The organism is Microbacterium sp. MMO-113 (assembly GCF_037148555.1).
Classification (GTDB): Bacteria; Actinomycetota; Actinomycetes; order Actinomycetales; family Microbacteriaceae; genus Microbacterium.
The window spans coordinates 990270-1006386 of record NZ_JBBCTD010000001.1 but is presented as its reverse complement, the minus strand read 5'-3'; the positions used below and the strand labels follow the sequence as shown (position 1 = coordinate 1006386).

The window sequence follows — 16117 nt, the reverse complement described above, 5'->3', positions numbered from 1 at the left end:
CACGACGACGAAGGGGCCCGTGTCCACGGACACGGGCCCCTTCGGTATGTCAAGGGTCTGCCGCCCTCGGGGGATTCCCGGCTCCGAGCGGTAGGATCGAGAGCGTGTCCGCACCCGTTCGGGCGCACCGCCGAGGCCTGTGAGGAGGCGCAGATGCCCATTCTTCCGAGCATCTCTGGACCGCGCGATCTTGATCGGCTCTCGCCGGAGCAACTGGAAGAACTCGCTGCGGAGATCCGGGCTTTCCTCGTCGAGAACGTCTCGCAGACGGGCGGTCACCTCGGTCCGAACCTCGGCGTCGTGGAGCTGACGATCGCCCTGCACCGCGTGTTCTCGTCTCCGGACGATCCCTTCATCTTCGACACCGGCCACCAGTCCTACGTCCACAAGATCCTCACCGGTCGTCAGGACTTCTCCAAGCTGCGCGTCCGGGACGGCCTCGCGGGCTACCCGCAGCGGGCGGAGAGCCCCCACGACGTCGTCGAGTCCTCCCACGCCTCCAGCTCGCTGAGCTGGGCCGATGGTGTGTCCCGGGCGCTCACCGCGACGGGGCGCGCGGACCGACACGTCGTCGCGGTGGTCGGCGACGGAGCGCTGACCGGCGGGATGACGTGGGAGGCGCTGAACAACATCTCCGACGACAACGACCGCAACCTCGTCATCGTCGTCAACGACAACGGCCGCTCGTATGCGCCGACCATCGGCGGCATGTCGCGGTTCCTCAACCGGGTCCGCACCGCGGCGGCCTACAAAGACCTCCACCACAAGTCCGATCGCCTCTTCCGCGCGTTCGGGCCGGTGGGCCGCGCCGTGTTCCGCGGCGTGCGCGGCGGCACCCACGGCTTCCTCTCCCGGTTCACCAACAACGAAGCCCTGTACTCCAACCTCGACATCAAGTACCTCGGTCCGGTCGACGGGCATGACCTTCCGGCGTTGCTGGAGACCCTGGAGCTGGCGAAGTCGTACGGCGCACCGGTCATCGTGCACGCGATCACCGAGAAGGGCCGCGGCTACCAGCCGGCCCGCGACGACGAGGCCGACCAGTTCCATGCGGTCGGCAAGATCGATCCCACGACGGGGGAGACCCTGTCCTCGGGCGGCCGCGGATGGACCGACGTGTTCTCCGATGCCCTCGTGAAGGTCGGGGAGCGGCGCTCGGACGTGATCGCGATCACCGCGGCCATGCTCCGGCCCACCGGCCTCGCCCCCTTCGCGGAGCGCTTCCCGGACCGTGTCTACGATGTCGGCATCGCCGAGCAGCATGCGGTGGCCTCGGCCGCCGGACTCGCGTACGGCGGCCTGCATCCGGTCGTCGCTGTCTACGCCACGTTCATGGGACGGGCATTCGACCAGGTGCTGATGGACGTCGCGCTGCACCGCGCCGGTGTGACCTTCGTGCTCGATCGGGCCGGCGTCACGGGTCCCGACGGCCCCAGCCACCACGGCATGTGGGATCTCGCCATGCTGCAGATCGTGCCGCACATCCGCATCGCCGCACCCCGTGACGGCGCACGACTGACGGAGGCGCTCGACGAAGCGGTCGCCGTCGAGGACGCTCCGACCGTCATCCGCTTCCCGAAGGGCGATGTCTCCGCCGATCTGCCGGCGCTCGAGCGCCTCTCGGACGGCGTGGACGTGCTGGCCCGCGGCGACGGCGAAGACGTCCTCATCGTCGCCATCGGTCCGTTCGCCGCCCTGGCTCTGGACGTGGCCGACCGGCTGCGCGCCCAGGGCATCGGTGCCACCGTGATCGACCCGCGGTGGGCGATCCCCGTGCAGCCCTCGGTCGTCGAGCTCGCGGCGCGGCACCGCCTGGTGATCACCCTGGAGGACGGCATCCGCGTGGGCGGCATCGGCACGCGCGTGCGGCAGGTGCTCCGCGAGGCGGGCATCGACACGGCCGTCGACGAGCTGGGCCTTCCCGACGAATTCATCGACCACGCGTCGCGCGATCAGATCCTCGCCGACGCGGGGCTCACCGCCTCGAAGATCGCCCAGGACGTCGTGGCGCAGGTGCTGGGCACCCGCATCCCGAAGGCCCGCCACGCCGGCGAGACCGGCGCGATCGAGTTCCCGCTGCACGAGCGCCACTGACGCGGTCCCGAGCAGAACTCCCGTCGTCAGCGGAGGTCGGCCACCGTCTCGGCGACGATCCGTTCCACCGCCGGGAGGGCGCGGGCGCGCTCGTCGGGGACGAGACCGACCCGTGTGCGGCGGTCCAGCACATCGGCTGCGGTGAGGGCACCCTGGAACCGGACGGCGTGCTCGACGGCGGCGCGGGAGAGAAGGGTTTCCTCGACGACGGCGTCCTGCGGGCCGTGCGATGCGGGATCGTCGATCAGGCGCAGGGACGCCGTGCTGCTGGGGCCGGCGCGGAGACCGCGCTGCCGCACCGCCAGGTCGACGGCGTCCTCGGCCATCCGACGGTAGGTCGTCAGCTTGCCGCCGAGAACGGAGACGACGCCCGACGCGGAGGTGCGCACGAGATGCCGACGCGAGACGTCCGCGGTCTCGGCCGCTCCGGTGTCGACGAGCGGGCGGAGGCCGGCGAACGCCCCGAGGACACGGTCCCGCGCCAACGGCACCGCGAGCAGGCGGTTCAGGGTCTCCAGGAGGAAGGCGATCTCCGCCTCGGTGGGTTCGGCGACGGAGGGGATGGGCCCCGGTGCGTCGACATCGGTGAGCCCGACGATGACACGCCCTCCGCGCTGCGGCAGGGCGAACACGTAGCGGCTGATGGAGCCTTCGAGAGGGATGGTGAGCGCGGCGGTCGGGCGGCCGAGGTCGGCGGCGTCGAGGACGATGTGGGTGCCGCGGCTCGGGCGCAGCGTGAGGCCGTCGTCCAGAGTCGCCGCCCAGACTCCGGTGGCGTTGACGACCGCCCGTGCCCGGATCTCGATGCGTTCGCCGGTGAGCATGTCCGTCGCCGTGGCTCCGTCGGCGTGCAGCCGCTCGGCGCGGACTCTGGTCAGGATCCGCGCGCCGAGACCGGCAGCCGTGCGGGCGACAGCCACGACGAGGGCTGCGTCATCGGACAGCTGGCCGTCATACGTGACCATGCCACCCCGTAGGCCGCGGGGATTCAGAGCGGGGAAGAGGCGCAGCGCTCTCGCCGTCCCGACGGGATGTGGCCCCGGCAGGACCTTCCCGCTCGTGCGCGCCTGCAGGCGGAGGAGGTCGCCGATGGCCATCCCCGCCGCGCCGGCCCCGCGCTGGCGGCCGCTGACGCCCGGGGTGAACGGGAGCAGCTGTCCGAGCGGACGGATGAGGTGCGGTGCGATCACCGACATCAGCAGATGCCGCTCCCGTGCACTCTCGCGTGCCGTCGCCACGTCGCCCGTTGCGAGGTACCGCAGGCCGCCGTGGACGAGTTTCGAACTGAACCGGCTCGTCCCGAAGGCGAGGTCCTCCGCCTCGATGAGGGTCACACGAAGCCCGCGTGACGCGGCGTCCAGGGCCACGCCCGTCCCGGTGATCCCGCCGCCGACCACGAGGAGGTCGCACGTGTCGTCGGCCGCGGCCGCGAGGTCGCTTCCGCGGCGCGCCGCGTGGAGGGCGGTCGAGGCGGCGGTCATGGCCGCAGGTGTCCGTCCAGCGCGGCGCGGAGCTCGCGTTCCCACGCCTGCTCGTCGATGAGGTCGGCCACCGTGCCGTGCGACAGGACGGCGGACTGGGCGATCAGGAGCAGCATGACGGCGATCTCGCCGGGTTCGCCCGCGCGCACCGAGCCCTGGGCCTGTGCCGCTGCGATCGCGTCGGCCAGCCACCGGAGGATGAGGCGCTGGCTGGAGCCCACCCGGTGCAGCGTGTAGCGGGTGAACGCCTCGGGCTCCTCGTCGAGGAGATGCCCGTACACCGGATCGGCGCGGAAGAGGGAGGTGAACCGGAGCACGTCGGCGACGAGAGCATCCCGGGAGTCGATTTTCTTGGGGAACTCCTGGAGGAGGGTGGCGACGCGCCGGAGGAGCGCCGAACGGACGACGTCGTCGGCATCACGCCAGGTCCGGTAGATGGTCGGGCGGCTGAGGCCGGAGCGCCGGGCGAGTGCGGCGATGGTCACGCCGTGGACACCGCTGCGGACGAGCAGGTCGTCCGCCGCGTCGAGGACTCGGCGTTGCGTGGCATCCCAGGCGGGAGGGAAGGCTTCCGAGGGAACATCCGAAGGTTGACGTTCTTCCATGATGTGTCACACTGTAACCCATGGAGCAGCGGAACGGCAGAGGAGCCGACAGGCCCGAGATGCGCTGGAACGGCTGGGGCGACCCGGAACGGGCGAAGGACCTCCCTCTCGCGGTCCGCGGCCTGCTGCCCCTGCTGCTCGGCCGTGTTCCCCGCCCGCCGCGTCCGCCCGCTCTGGATGACGTGCGTGTGCGGCCCTCCCGGCTGACGGCCGCTGATCTCGACGCGCTGGTGGCGGCGGTCGGTCCCGACGCTGTCGACGCCACGTCGTCGGCGCGCCTCCGGCATGCCGGGGGGCGCTCCACCCCCGATCTCCTGCGGCGGCGGGCTGTCGAGCAGGATGCGCCCGACGCCGTCGTGTTCCCCGCGGACCATGACGCCGTGTGCGCCTGCCTCGCGCTGGCGGGAGAGCGCGGGATCGCCGTGATCCCCTTCGGTGGAGGAACGAGCGTGGTCGGGGCGCTGGACCCGGAGACCGGCCCGCATCGCGCGGTGCTCAGCCTGGATCTGCGCCGGCTCTCCGGGCTGCTCCGGCTCGACGAAGTGAGCGGCGAGGCGACCCTCGCGGCAGGTACCACCGGACCCGAAGCCGAAGCGCTGCTGTCGGCGCACGGGTTCGAGCTGGGGCACTTCCCGCAGAGCTTCCGGTACGCGACCATCGGCGGCTTCGCCGCCGCCCGATCCTCCGGGCAGAACTCCGCGGGCAACGGGCGTTTCGACGCGATGGTGACGGGGATCCGCGTCGCGACGCCGACGGGAGACCTCGACCTCGGCCGCGCGCCGGGATCGGCGGCGGGGCCCGATCTCCTCCGCCTCTTCCTGGGGTCCGAGGGGATCTTCGGCGTGATCACGGAGGTCCGCGTCCGAGTGCACCCGGTACCGACCGTGCGGATCTTCGAGTCGTGGACCTTTCCCGATTTCGATCGCGGGGCCGATGCGCTCCGCCGGGTCGTCCAGCAGGGGGCCGGCCCCACGGTCATCCGGCTCTCGGATGAAGCCGAGACCGCCGTGAGCCTCGCCCAGGTCGGCCGGATCGGGAAGGCTCTCGCGAAGGGGGCGAGCGTCGTGACGGTGTTCGAGGGCGACGACGCCGCAGCGCGCCGGGACCGGACCGCGGAGATCCTCGCCGAGGTCGGCGGCCGGTCCGCGGGCACCGGCGACGCGGAGGAATGGGCGGCGGGACGCTTCGACGGTCCGTATCTGCGCGATGCTCTCCTCGACGCCGGGGTGTTCTGCGAGACGCTGGAGACCGCGACCACCTGGTCGAACCTGCACGCTCTGAAGGAATCGGTCGAGGGCGCGTTGCGGGACGGCTTCGACGCGGCGGACGCCCGCTCGTACGTCATGTGTCATGTCTCCCACGTGTACCCGACCGGCGCGTCCCTCTACTTCACGGTGCTCGCCGGGCTGCGACAGGATCCGCTCGGCGCCTGGACCGTCGTGAAGGGCAGGGTGAACGACGCGATCCTCGCGAACGGCGGGACGATCAGCCACCATCACGCCGTGGGTCGCGATCACGCCCCCTGGCTCGCGCAGGAGATCGGGGACACCGGAGTGCGGATCCTTACGGCCGTGAAGCGGGAGCTCGATCCGCGCGGCATCATGAACCCGGGCGCCGTCCTCGTCGACGGTGGGCACAGGGCGACCGTCTGACATGGGGCACATCGCGGTGCTGTCGAACCCGCTGTCCGGCAAGGGCCGCGGGCAGCGGGTCGCGGACGACGCGCTCGCTCACCTCCGACGGTGCGGCGCGGACGTGCGCGTGTACGCCGGGCGTTCTGCTGCCGACACGAGGCGGCTGGCCGCCGTGGCCCTGGACGCGGGACCGGACGGACTCGTCGTGGTCGGCGGCGACGGCACCCTCTCCGGCATCCTCGAGCTCGTGTGCGCCGCGGGCATCCCGGTCACGGTCGTCCCCGCCGGCACCGGGAACGACCTGGCGCGCGCCCTCGGGCTGCCGCGCGCGGACGTGGCGGAGGCGGTCGAGCTCGCGCTGACCGGCGTGCCCCGCGCCATCGACATCGGCGAGGTGCGGACGTCGACGGGCACTTCCCTCTTCCTCACCGTGGCGGCTCTGGGGTTCGACGCCCGGGTGAGCGATCGCACCAACCGCCTCCGCTGGCCCTCCGGCGCGCTGCGGTACTACCTCGCGCTGCTGATCGAGCTCATCCGGCTGCGTCCCCTCGATTTCACGATCCGTGCCGATGACGGCCCGGTGACCCCGGCCCGCGGCATCCTCGTGGCGGTCGGGAACACGGCCAGCTACGGCGGGGGGATGCCGGTCTGCGTGGGGGCGGCCCCGGACGACGGCGCCCTCGACGTCGTCGCCGTGGGGCCCCTGGGCCGCCTCCGGCTGGTGCGCCTGTTCCCACTCCTCCTGCGCGGGACGCACCTGGCGCGCCGGGAGGTGCGGCACGTCCGGGCCCGCACGGTCACCGTCGCCGCCCCGGGGCTTGTGGCCTACGCGGACGGCGAGCGCGTGGGGGAGGATTCCTGCACCATCTCGATCCGCGCGGGGGCACTGACCGTCATGACTCGGGCGGAGCGGAAGGACGCGCATGTTCGATGAGGACGTCGTCATCGTCGGGTCGGGCTTCGGCGGCTCCGTCGCGGCGCTCCGACTCACGGAGAAGGGCTACCGCGTCCGCGTGTTCGAGGCCGGGCGGCGCTTCGCCGACGAGGACTTCGCGAAGACCAGCTGGGACGTGCGTCGCTACCTCTGGGCCCCGGCGCTCGGGTGCTTCGGGGTGCAGCGCATCCATCGGCTGCCGCACGTCATGATCCTCGCCGGTGCAGGCGTGGGCGGGGGGTCGCTCAACTACGCGAACACGCTGTACGAACCGGGCGCGGCGTTCTTCGCAGACCCCCAATGGGCGTCGATCCGAGACTGGCGCGCGGCACTGGCACCGCACTATGCCACGGCCAGGCGCATGCTCGGTGTGGTGGAGCGCTACCCGCACGAGGGTCCGGTGGAGCGGATCATGGCCGGAGCCGCGGAGGACCTCGGGGTGGGCGCGACTTTTCGCCGAGCTCCGGTCGGCGTGTGGTTCGGTGAACCCGGGAAGCGGGTCGCCGATCCGTTCTTCGGGGGCGAGGGTCCGGATCGCACGGGATGCACGCTCTGCGGCAACTGCATGGTCGGCTGCCGCGTCGGTGCCAAGAACACCCTGGTGAAGAACTACCTCGCCCTCGCCGAGCGCCGCGGAGCGGTCATCGAGCCGCTGCGCACCGTCACCGAGGTGCGGGAGCTGTCGGACGGCGGCTTCTCCGTCACGACGCGGCGCAGCGGGGCCTGGTTCCGCCGGCGGGAGCAGACCGTCACCGCACGGGAGGTCGTGCTGGCCGCGGGGACCTGGGGCACGCAACAGCTCCTGCACCGGATGAAGGACGCCGGAGCGCTGCCACGGATCTCCGACGCCGTGGGCCGGCTCACGCGGACCAACTCGGAGGCCCTGGACGGGGCCGTCGCCGTCCGAGTGCCCGACGGGGTGGAACTGGCGCGCGGCGTGGCGATCACGACCTCGTTCCACGTGGACGAGCGCACCCACGTCGAGAACGTCCGCTACGGTCCGGGATCGAACCTGATGGGCGCTCTCGCCACCGTGCTGGTCCCCGGTGACCGCGCCCTGCCGGGTCGCCTGGTCGCACTCGCGGGGCAGGTGCTGCGCCGTCCCGCGCGGGCCCTGCGCCTTGCCTCTCTCCGACGCTGGAGCGAGCGGGGGATCATCGCGCTCGTCATGCAGACCGCCGACAACTCGCTCACGCTGTCGCTGCGGCGGCGCTTCGGGCGCGTGCAGCTCACGAGCGCCCAGGGGCACGGCGCACCGAACCCCAGCCACCTCCCCGAGGCGCATCGTGCCGCCCGTGCCATCGCCGCCCGCCTGCAGCGCGAGGGCGGAGTGCCCACCGAGGCGCGCGGATCCTGGCCGGAGGTCTTCGGGATCCCGCTCACCGCGCACTTCCTCGGCGGGGCGGTCATCTCCGCTTCGCCGGAGCACGGCGTCGTGGACGAGTATCAGCGCGTCTGGGGACACCCCGGACTGCATGTCGTCGACGGAGCCGCCGTGCCCGCCAATCCGGGGGTGAACCCGTCCCTGACCATCACCGCCCTCGCGGAGCACGCCCTGTCGCACTGGCCACGACGCGGGGAGCCGGATCCCCGGCCGACGCCGGGGACGACACAGGGGGCCACGCCTTCGGCGCGACCCCCTGCGGAGATGTGATCAGCGGCTCTCGATACCGCGGATCTGCGGCGTGTGGAACGAGCCGCCGAACGCGCGCTCGGACGCCCCCTCGCGGTCGAGGTACGGCGACGCCCCACCATCGATGAACGGCCAGCCCGCGCCCAGGATGAGGCACAGATCGATGTCCTCGACCTCCGGGACCACACCCTCGTCGAGCATCCGCTTGATCTCGGTCGCGAGCCCGTCCTGTACGCGCTGCAGGATCGTGGCGGCGGACGCCGGGCTCTTGCCGACCGCCGGAGCGAGGACCTTCTCGGCCTGCTTCGTCCAGCCGACCACCCGGCCGCCCTTGTCCTTCTCCACGACCTGGTCGAGCTCGGCCAGGGCGTGGAAGTTCTCGTTGGCGTAGAACCGGTCGGGGAACGCGCGCACCATCGTGTCCTGCACGTGCGCGGCGACCTTCCAGCCGACGAGGTCGATGAGCTGGAAGGGACCCATCGGCAGGCCGAGCGGCGCGAACGCCTTCTCGACGTCAGCGATCGGGGTGCCCTCGTAGACGGCGCGCGCCGCCTCGCCCATAACCTTCGCGAGCAGACGGTTCACCACGAAGCCCGGGGCGTCGGCGGTGAGCACCGCGTTCTTGCCGAGGTTCTTGGCGACGACGAACGCGGTCGACAGTGCTGTGTCCGCCGTCGCCGGCGTCTTCACGATCTCGATCAGCGGCATGACCGCGACCGGGTTGAAGAAGTGGAAGCCGACGAGCCGCTCCGGGTGGGCCAGCTTCGCGCCGATCTCCTCGACCGACAGCGACGAGGTGTTGGTGGCGAGCACCGCGTCCTCCGCGATGATCTTCTCAATCTCGCCGAAGACCTGCTGCTTGACGCCGACCTCTTCGAAGACCGCCTCGATGACGAAGTCGCAGTCCGCGTAGAGGCTCTTGTCGGTCGTGCCGGTGACGAGGCCGCGCAGCTTGTTCGCGGTGTCCGCGTCCACCCGGCCCTTGGTCTCCAGCTTGCCGATCTCCTCGTGGATGTAGGCGACACCCTTGTCGACGCGCGCCTGGTCGAGGTCGGTGATGAGCACCGGCACCTGGAGCTTGCGCACGAACAGCAGCGCGAACTGGCTGGCCATGAGGCCCGCACCGATGATGCCGACCTTGGTGACCTTCTTCGCGAGCTCCTTGTCGGGGGCGCCGACCGGACGCTTCGCGCGCTTCTGCACGAGGTCGAACGCGTACATCGAGGCCGCGAACTGATCGCCGGTCACGAGTTCCGCCAGCGCCTCGTCTTCGCGGGCGAAGCCCTCCGCCTTGGTGCCGCTCTTCGCCTTGTCGAGCAGTTCGAGGGCGGCGTACGGCGACTTCGGCACGGTGCCGATCTTCGACTCCAGCATGCCGCGGGCCATCTTGATGGCGATCGGCCACTTGGTGAGGCGCTCGATCTTGCCGGGCTCGTTCTTTCGCACGACCTTCTTGCCGCCGAGGACCGCGTCCGCCCAGGCGAGAGAGTTCTCCAGGTAGGTCGCGGCAGGGAAGATGGCGTCGAAGATGCCGAGGTCGACGGCCTGCTGGGGTTTCAGCATGCGGTTCTGCTTGAGCGGGTTGGAGATGACCACCTCGAGGGCGTTCTCGATGCCGATGAGGTTCGGCAGCAGGTAGGCGCCGCCCCACCCGGGGATGATGCCGAGGAAGACCTCGGGGAGCGCCACGGCCGCGGCCGAGGCGTCGACCGTGCGGTACGTGGAGTTCAGGGCGATCTCCAGCCCACCGCCCAGCGCCAGGCCGTTCACGAACGCGAACGACGGCACGCCGAGCTCGCTCAGCTTCCCGAGCACCTTGTGGCCGAGCTGGGCGATCAGACGCGCGTTGTCGCGCGATCTGACCTTGCTGATGTCCGAGAGGTCGGCGCCGGCGGCCATGATGTACTGCTTGCCGGTGATGCCGACCGCCTGGATCTCGCCGGCCGCCGCGCGGGCCTTGAGTCCGTCCAGCGTCGCGCCGAGCTCGGTGAGGGTGGCCGGGCCCAGGGTGTTCGGGCGGGTGTGGTCACGACCGTTGTCCAGCGTGATCAGGGCGAGGACCTTGCCCGAGGCGAGGCGGATGTCGCGCACGGGGGAGTGCGTGACGACCTCTCCCTCGGTGAGCGCCTGGATGGGCGAGAAGTCGACGTCGTCGTAGCTCACTTCTTCTTCTTTCCGTCGTAGTGCGGGTTCTCCCAGATGACCGAGCCGCCCTGGCCGAGACCGACGCACATCGCCGTCAGGCCGTAGCGCACGTCGGGGCGCTCCGCGAACTGCGCCGCGAGCTGGATCATGAGCCGGACGCCAGAGGCGGCCAGCGGGTGGCCGACGGCGATCGCGCCGCCCCACGGGTTCACCCGGGGGTCGTCGTCGTCGATGCCGAAGTGGTCGAGGAGGGAGATCACCTGGATGGCGAACGCCTCGTTGAGCTCGAAGAGTCCGATGTCGGAGATGTCGAGGCCGGCCTTCTTGAGCGCCTTCTCGGTCGACGGGATCGGGCCGATGCCCATGATCTCCGGCTGCACGCCGGCGAAGGCGAACGAGACCATCCGCATCTTCGGCGCGAGGCCGAGCTCCTTGACGGCGCTGCCGCCGGCGAGCAGCGACATCGTCGCGCCGTCGGTGAGCGGCGAAGACGTCCCGGCGGTGACGCGGCCGTGCGGACGGAACGGCGTCTTGAGACCGGCGAGGTCCTCCATCGTGGTCTGCGGACGGCGGCCCTCGTCCTCGGTGGCCAGGCCCCAGGCGCCGTCGGCGCCCTTGATCGCGACCGGCACGAGATCCGGCTGGATCTTGCCGGCGTCATAGGCGGCCTGCACCTTCTGCTGGCTGCGCATGCCGTAGCGGTCGGAGCGCTCCTTGGTGAGGTGCGGGAAGCGGTCGAAGATGCGCTCCGCGGTGACGCCCATGTTGAGGGCGCCGGGGTCGACCATCTTCTCCGCCACGAAACGCGGGTTGGGGTCGGCGTTCGCGCCGATCGGGTGGTGCCCCATGTGCTCGACGCCGCCCGCGAGGGCGAGGTCGTACATGCCCACGCCAATCGAGGCGCCCATGGTCGTCACGCTCGTCATCGCGCCGGCGCACATGCGCTCGACCGCGAGTCCGGGGACGGTCTGGGGGAGTCCGGCGAGGATCGCCACCGACCGCCCGAGGGTGAGCCCCTGGTCGCCGGTCTGGCTCGTCGCGGCGATGGCGACATCGTCGATGCGGTCCGCCGGCACGGCCGCGTTGCGCTCCATCAGGCCGATGGTCGCCTTGACGGCGAGGTCATCCGCGCGGGTGTTCCAGTACATGCCCTTTTCGCCGGCGCGCCCGAAGGGGGTGCGCACTCCATCGACGAAGAAGACGTCCGAGATCTCGGCCACTCTGCCTCCAAGTTAGTGCGGTGGCCTCAGTCTATGAACGGCCGGAAACCGGGAGGAATCGGTTGGATCGAACCTACGAAGCGGTCGCGGACGTGGTGTCGGGCGATTGCGTCGCCTCTACAAAGGCGCCGGCGATCTTCTGTGCAGTCTGTTCAACCTGCCAGGGGCGGGCTCCGAGCGCGGAGAGCGCGGCACCGATCTCTTCCGCCGTCGTGCCGGGGCCGTCCCACGCGATCCGGCGCAGGTACTCGGGCGTGAGGAGGTTCTCGGTGGGCATGCCCAGCTCCTCCGCGACCGCCTCGACGGCGGGACGGGCGGCCTTCAGGCGGGCGTCCGCCTCCGGGTTGCGGTCGCCCCAGGCGCGGGGCGGCGGGAGCGCGTCGCTCGGCACACGCTCGCGCGGCAGCGTCTCGGCGGCACGGCCGTCGACGATCGCCTGCCACCAGCGGTCGAGCTGGGTGCGGCTCGCGCGGCCCTGGAACTCCTTGACTCCGGCGAGAGCCTGCTTGGAGGCGGGGTTGGCGAGGACCGCAGCGACGAGAGAGCGGTCGGGAACGAGACGGCCGGGGGAGATGTCCTGCTGCTGCGCGTACATCTCCCGTGCCTCCCACAGGGCGCGGGCGACGGCGAGATTGCGGGCACCGCGCACCTGGTGGAGACCGCTCAGCCGCCGCCAGGGGTCTTCGCGCGGGGCCTTCGGGGCTCGGGCCAGGGTGGCGGCGAACTCTTGGGCGGCGAAGGCGGTCTTGCCCTGCTCCTCGAGCTCGGCGACGAGGGCGTCGCGGACGTCGACGAGGTGCAGCACGTCCAGCGCGGCATAGTCCAACCAGGAGTCGGGCAGCGGCCGGGTCGACCAGTCGGCCGCCGAGTGCTCCTTCTTCAGGGTGATGCCGAGCGTGTCCTCGACGACGGCGGCCAGACCCACCCGGTCGTGACCGAGCAGGCGGGACGCGAGCTCGGTGTCGAAGATCTCCGTCGGCTCCAGGTGCAGCTCGCGCAGCGACGGGAGGTCCTGGCTGGCGGCGTGGAGCACCCACTCGACGTCGCCGATGGCCTCCTGCAGGGGAGCGAAGTCACCGATTGCGGGCGGGTCGAACAGGAACACCCCGGCCTCGCGCCGGAACACCTGCACCAGATAGGCCCGCTGCGAGTAGCGGAAGCCGGACGCCCGCTCGACATCGACGGCGACCGGGCCGGTGCCTGCGGCGAGCGCAGCGCAGGCGGCGCGGAACTCCTCGGTTTCGGAGATCACGGAGTATTCAGTCACGTACAGCCTTTCGCGCGCCGATCACGGCGATGCCCTCGGAACCCGGCGGAAGCCCCGCCAGCATTCCGACCAGCTCGGCCCATGCTTCGACGTGCGGTCGGAACGGGCCCTCCGGAGTCCAGGACGCCCGCAATTCTATCTGTGCGCCATCGCCCTCGTCGGCGAGGCCGCCGAATCCCTTCGACAGCGTCTTCGTCGACGTGCCCGACGGGGAGTGGTAGATCGCGTCCCGGGAATCCAGCGCGTCCACGAGCCACGACCAGGTGACGTCGGCGAGCAGGGGGTCGGTGCCGATCTCGGTCTCGAGTGGCGCCTGGGCGAAGATTACGATGCGCCAGGCGCCGCCCCAGGCATCCGGCTCGTGCGGGTCGTGCAGCAGGATGAACCGTCCGGTCCCGTACACGGAGTCGCCGTCCTCGCCCGGGCGGACGTCGGCGGACAGAGCGATCGCGAAGGGGGCCAGATTCTGCGGCGTGGGGATCTCACGGACCGCGATGTCGTCGCGGAACGCGGTCGCGCGCAGTTCGGCGACGGCGGCGTCGAAGGGCGTCCCGGCCTCGGGGTGTGCGGTCACGGCAACAGGCTAGAGTCGGAAGGCGATGAAGAGTCTCAGGCACGCCGTTGCGATCGTTGTCCCCGCGCTCCTCGCTGTGGGCGCTGCCGTCGGGGTCCTCGTGATCGCGGTGGCGCGCCGGGTCGTCATCCCATTGCGCAGTCGCATTCAGGACACGGAGATCCTCGCGATCGACACCGGCGCTCAGACGATCGAGCTCCGCCGCACGCTCGACACCGAGCTGCCTGGGCGGTACGGCCTGTTCACGACGGGCACCTACGGCTACGTCAAGCTCGGCGCGGTGCTCAGCGCGGACAGCACGACCGTGCGGCGCAAGCTCCTCACGAAGATCGAACCCGGAGCCCGGGTGGACCGCGGAGCATCGTTCAGCGGCAGCTACTACACGTCGCCGAGCGAGCTGCACCTGCGCTGGGAGAACGTGCTCATCGGCTCTCCGGCCGGACCGTGCCCCGCGTGGTTCTTCCCCGGGGAATCCTCGACCTGGGTCATCCAGGTGCACGGTCGCGGCACCACGCGGGCGGAATGCCTCCGTGCCGTGCCGGTGCTGCACGCGGCCGGGCTGCCCACGCTCGTCGTGTCCTACCGCAACGACGGCGAGGCGCCGCGCACGCGAGCGGGCGCCTATGCCCTCGGAGCGTCGGAGTGGCGGGATGTGGACGCCGGGATCGCCTACGCGTTGCGTCACGGCGCGGAGCGCGTCGTGCTGATGGGCTGGTCCATGGGCGGGGCGGTGTCGTTGCAGGCTGCGGTCAACTCCGGCCACCGCGATCGCATCGCGGGCATCATCCTCGAGTCGCCGGTCGTGGACTGGCGCGCCGTGCTGCGTTTCCAGGCCCGGGTCGCCCGGGTCCGCGAACCTCTGCCCGCCCTCGCGATGGGGGCGCTGCAGCTGCCGCTCACGGCGAGGCTGAGCGGTGCGGACGAACCGATCCTGTTCGACCGCCTGGACATGGTCGCGCGGGCCGACGAGCTGCAGGCGCCGATCCTCATCCTGCACAGCGACGACGACGGCTTCGTCCCCGCGGACGCCTCGCACGCCCTGCAGGAGGCGCGGCCGGACCTCGTGACCATGCCGCGCTTCACCGTCGCCCGGCACACCAAGCTCTGGAACTACGACGAGAAGGGCTGGACCACGGCCATCACGGAGTGGCTCGCGGCACAGGGGCTCAGCGCTTCTGCCTGACCTGGTTCTTGGCCCGCATCAGCATGCCGGTCATGCCGCCGATCCGCAGCGGTGACACGGCCTTGGTGAGCCCGATCGACTGCGGGTAGTCCTCGGGGATCGCCAGGACCTCGTCCGCCGTCAGTCCGGTGAGGCCCTGCACGAGGATGCTCGCGAACCCCCGGGTCGTCGGCGCCTCTTCCGGAGCCGTGGCGTGCATGGTCACAACGTCGTCGTGGACCTCGACGAAGATGTAGACCGGCGATTGGCATTCCGCGACGCGCTCGCACATCTCCGGATGCGCCGCCACCTCGTCGGAGACGGCAGGCAGCTCGTCGGCGTACTCCAGGAGCAGCAGCAGACGGTCCGATTCCGGGGTCTCCAGGAATCCGTCGCGGATCTCGGCGAGGGTCTCGGGCAGGGCGGAGGCGTTCATCCCCGCCATTCTCCCACCTCAGATAGTGCCGGGCTCCGTGCCCGTGACGATCGGGACGCGCACGGCACTGCCCCACTCCGTCCACGAGCCGTCGTAGTTGCGGACGTTCTTGAAGCCGAGGAGGTGCTTCAGCACGAACCAGGTGTGGCTCGAGCGCTCCCCGATGCGGCAGTAGGCCACGACGTCGTCGCCGTCCTGCAGCCCGGCGCCGTCACGGTAGATGGCGTCGAGTTCTGCGCGACTCTTGAAGCCGCCATCCTCGGCGACGGCCTTCGCCCACGGCACGCTCTGCGCGGTGGGGATGTGGCCGGCCCGCAGCGTCCCCTCCTCCGGGTAAGCGGGAGCGGTGGTCCGCTCGCCGCTGTACTCCTCCGGCGAGCGCACGTCGATGAGCGGGGCGCCGAGGTGGGCGAGCACGTCCTCCTTGTATGCGCGGATGACCGTGTCGTCGCGCTCCACCACCGGGTACTCCGTGGCGGGGCGGTTCGTCGCCTCGCGGGTGAGCTCGCGGCCCTCCGCGATCCAGCGGTCACGACCGCCGTCGAGCAGACGGACGTCCTCGTGGCCGAAGAGCGAGAACACCCACAGTGCGTACGCCGCCCACCAGTTGTTCTTGTCGCCGTAGATGACCACCGTGTCGTCGCGGGCGATGCCCTTGCGGCTCAGCAGCTCGGCGAAGCCCTCGCCGTCGACGTAGTCCCGCACCACCGGGTCGTTGAGCTCGGTGTGCCAGTCCACCTTCACCGCTCCGGGGATATGGCCCGTCTCGTAGAGGAGGACGTCCTCGTCCGACTCGACGACGACGAGGCCGGGCTCTCCCAGGTGGGCGGCGAGCCACTCGGTCGTCACCAGGCGGCCGGGTTCGGCGTACTCGGCGAACTTGGGGGAGGAGGAGTCGAACTCGATGGCCATGGGGTCTCCGTAGCGGTGAG

General features: G+C 71.2%; 13 protein-coding genes. 5 read left to right on the top strand and 8 right to left on the bottom strand.

Annotation, left to right across the window (positions count from 1 at the left end):
- The first annotated feature begins 153 nt into the window (after window positions 1-153).
- On the top strand, window positions 154-2094 hold the full coding sequence (dxs, locus tag WFJ36_RS04845) for a 1-deoxy-D-xylulose-5-phosphate synthase (protein WP_336642756.1): 1941 nt from the start codon (window positions 154-156) through the stop codon (window positions 2092-2094).
- 26 nt (window positions 2095-2120) lie between these two features.
- Here the strand turns inward: dxs and WFJ36_RS04840 are convergent, their stop codons facing one another.
- Both WFJ36_RS04840 and WFJ36_RS04835 read right to left on the bottom strand, forming a co-directional pair.
- Entirely contained in the window at window positions 2121-3575 is a 1455-nt protein-coding gene (locus WFJ36_RS04840; protein WP_336642755.1) for a glycerol-3-phosphate dehydrogenase/oxidase, read from the bottom strand.
- Window positions 3572-4180 (bottom strand): TetR/AcrR family transcriptional regulator, encoded by a 609-nt coding sequence (locus WFJ36_RS04835; protein ID WP_336642754.1) that lies wholly within the window; start codon window positions 4178-4180, stop codon window positions 3572-3574. The genes WFJ36_RS04840 and WFJ36_RS04835 overlap by 4 nt, the downstream gene beginning before the upstream one ends.
- A gap of 20 nt (window positions 4181-4200) precedes the next feature.
- Between WFJ36_RS04835 and WFJ36_RS04830 the strand changes: the two genes are divergently transcribed.
- Genes WFJ36_RS04830 through WFJ36_RS04820 form a run of 3 tightly spaced genes read left to right on the top strand, consistent with a single transcriptional unit; the run spans window position 4201 to window position 8402 of the window.
- Window positions 4201-5832 carry an FAD-binding oxidoreductase gene (locus tag WFJ36_RS04830; RefSeq protein WP_336642753.1) on the top strand — a complete coding sequence of 544 codons (1632 nt, stop codon included), beginning with the start codon at window positions 4201-4203 and terminating at the stop codon, window positions 5830-5832.
- 1 nt (window position 5833) lies between these two features.
- The gene (locus tag WFJ36_RS04825) at window positions 5834-6748 is read left to right on the top strand and encodes a YegS/Rv2252/BmrU family lipid kinase (RefSeq protein ID WP_336642752.1); all 915 of its coding nucleotides are present in this window, start codon (window positions 5834-5836) and stop codon (window positions 6746-6748) included.
- On the top strand, window positions 6738-8402 hold the full coding sequence (locus WFJ36_RS04820) for a GMC family oxidoreductase (protein ID WP_336642751.1): 1665 nt from the start codon (window positions 6738-6740) through the stop codon (window positions 8400-8402). Before WFJ36_RS04825 ends, WFJ36_RS04820 begins: the two co-directional genes overlap by 11 nt.
- Here WFJ36_RS04820 and WFJ36_RS04815 read toward each other — a convergent pair whose 3' ends face one another.
- From WFJ36_RS04815 to WFJ36_RS04800, 4 genes are all read right to left on the bottom strand, one after another.
- Window positions 8403-10544, bottom strand: coding sequence for a 3-hydroxyacyl-CoA dehydrogenase NAD-binding domain-containing protein (locus tag WFJ36_RS04815; RefSeq protein ID WP_336642750.1), 2142 nt, complete (start codon window positions 10542-10544; stop codon window positions 8403-8405).
- A complete protein-coding gene (locus tag WFJ36_RS04810; RefSeq protein ID WP_071328680.1) occupies window positions 10541-11746 on the bottom strand; it encodes a thiolase family protein in 1206 nt (401 codons plus the stop codon). Before WFJ36_RS04810 ends, WFJ36_RS04815 begins: the two co-directional genes overlap by 4 nt.
- 73 nt (window positions 11747-11819) lie before the next feature.
- Window positions 11820-13013: a ribonuclease D gene (locus WFJ36_RS04805; protein WP_336642749.1), complete on the bottom strand. Its 1194-nt coding sequence runs from the start codon at window positions 13011-13013 to the stop codon at window positions 11820-11822.
- A complete protein-coding gene (locus tag WFJ36_RS04800) occupies window positions 13006-13587 on the bottom strand; it encodes a DUF3000 domain-containing protein (protein ID WP_071328678.1) in 582 nt (193 codons plus the stop codon). The genes WFJ36_RS04805 and WFJ36_RS04800 overlap by 8 nt, the downstream gene beginning before the upstream one ends.
- Before the next feature lie 25 nt (window positions 13588-13612).
- Between WFJ36_RS04800 and WFJ36_RS04795 the strand changes: the two genes are divergently transcribed.
- Window positions 13613-14770: an alpha/beta hydrolase family protein gene (locus WFJ36_RS04795; protein WP_336642748.1), complete on the top strand. Its 1158-nt coding sequence runs from the start codon at window positions 13613-13615 to the stop codon at window positions 14768-14770.
- Here the strand turns inward: WFJ36_RS04795 and WFJ36_RS04790 are convergent.
- Both WFJ36_RS04790 and WFJ36_RS04785 read right to left on the bottom strand, forming a co-directional pair.
- Window positions 14754-15185 carry a SufE family protein gene (locus tag WFJ36_RS04790; RefSeq protein WP_336642747.1) on the bottom strand — a complete coding sequence of 144 codons (432 nt, stop codon included), beginning with the start codon at window positions 15183-15185 and terminating at the stop codon, window positions 14754-14756. The genes WFJ36_RS04795 and WFJ36_RS04790 overlap by 17 nt on opposite strands.
- Before the next feature lie 18 nt (window positions 15186-15203).
- Window positions 15204-16097 (bottom strand): sulfurtransferase, encoded by an 894-nt coding sequence (locus tag WFJ36_RS04785; RefSeq protein ID WP_336642746.1) that lies wholly within the window; start codon window positions 16095-16097, stop codon window positions 15204-15206.
- Window positions 16098-16117: the final 20 nt, after the last annotated feature.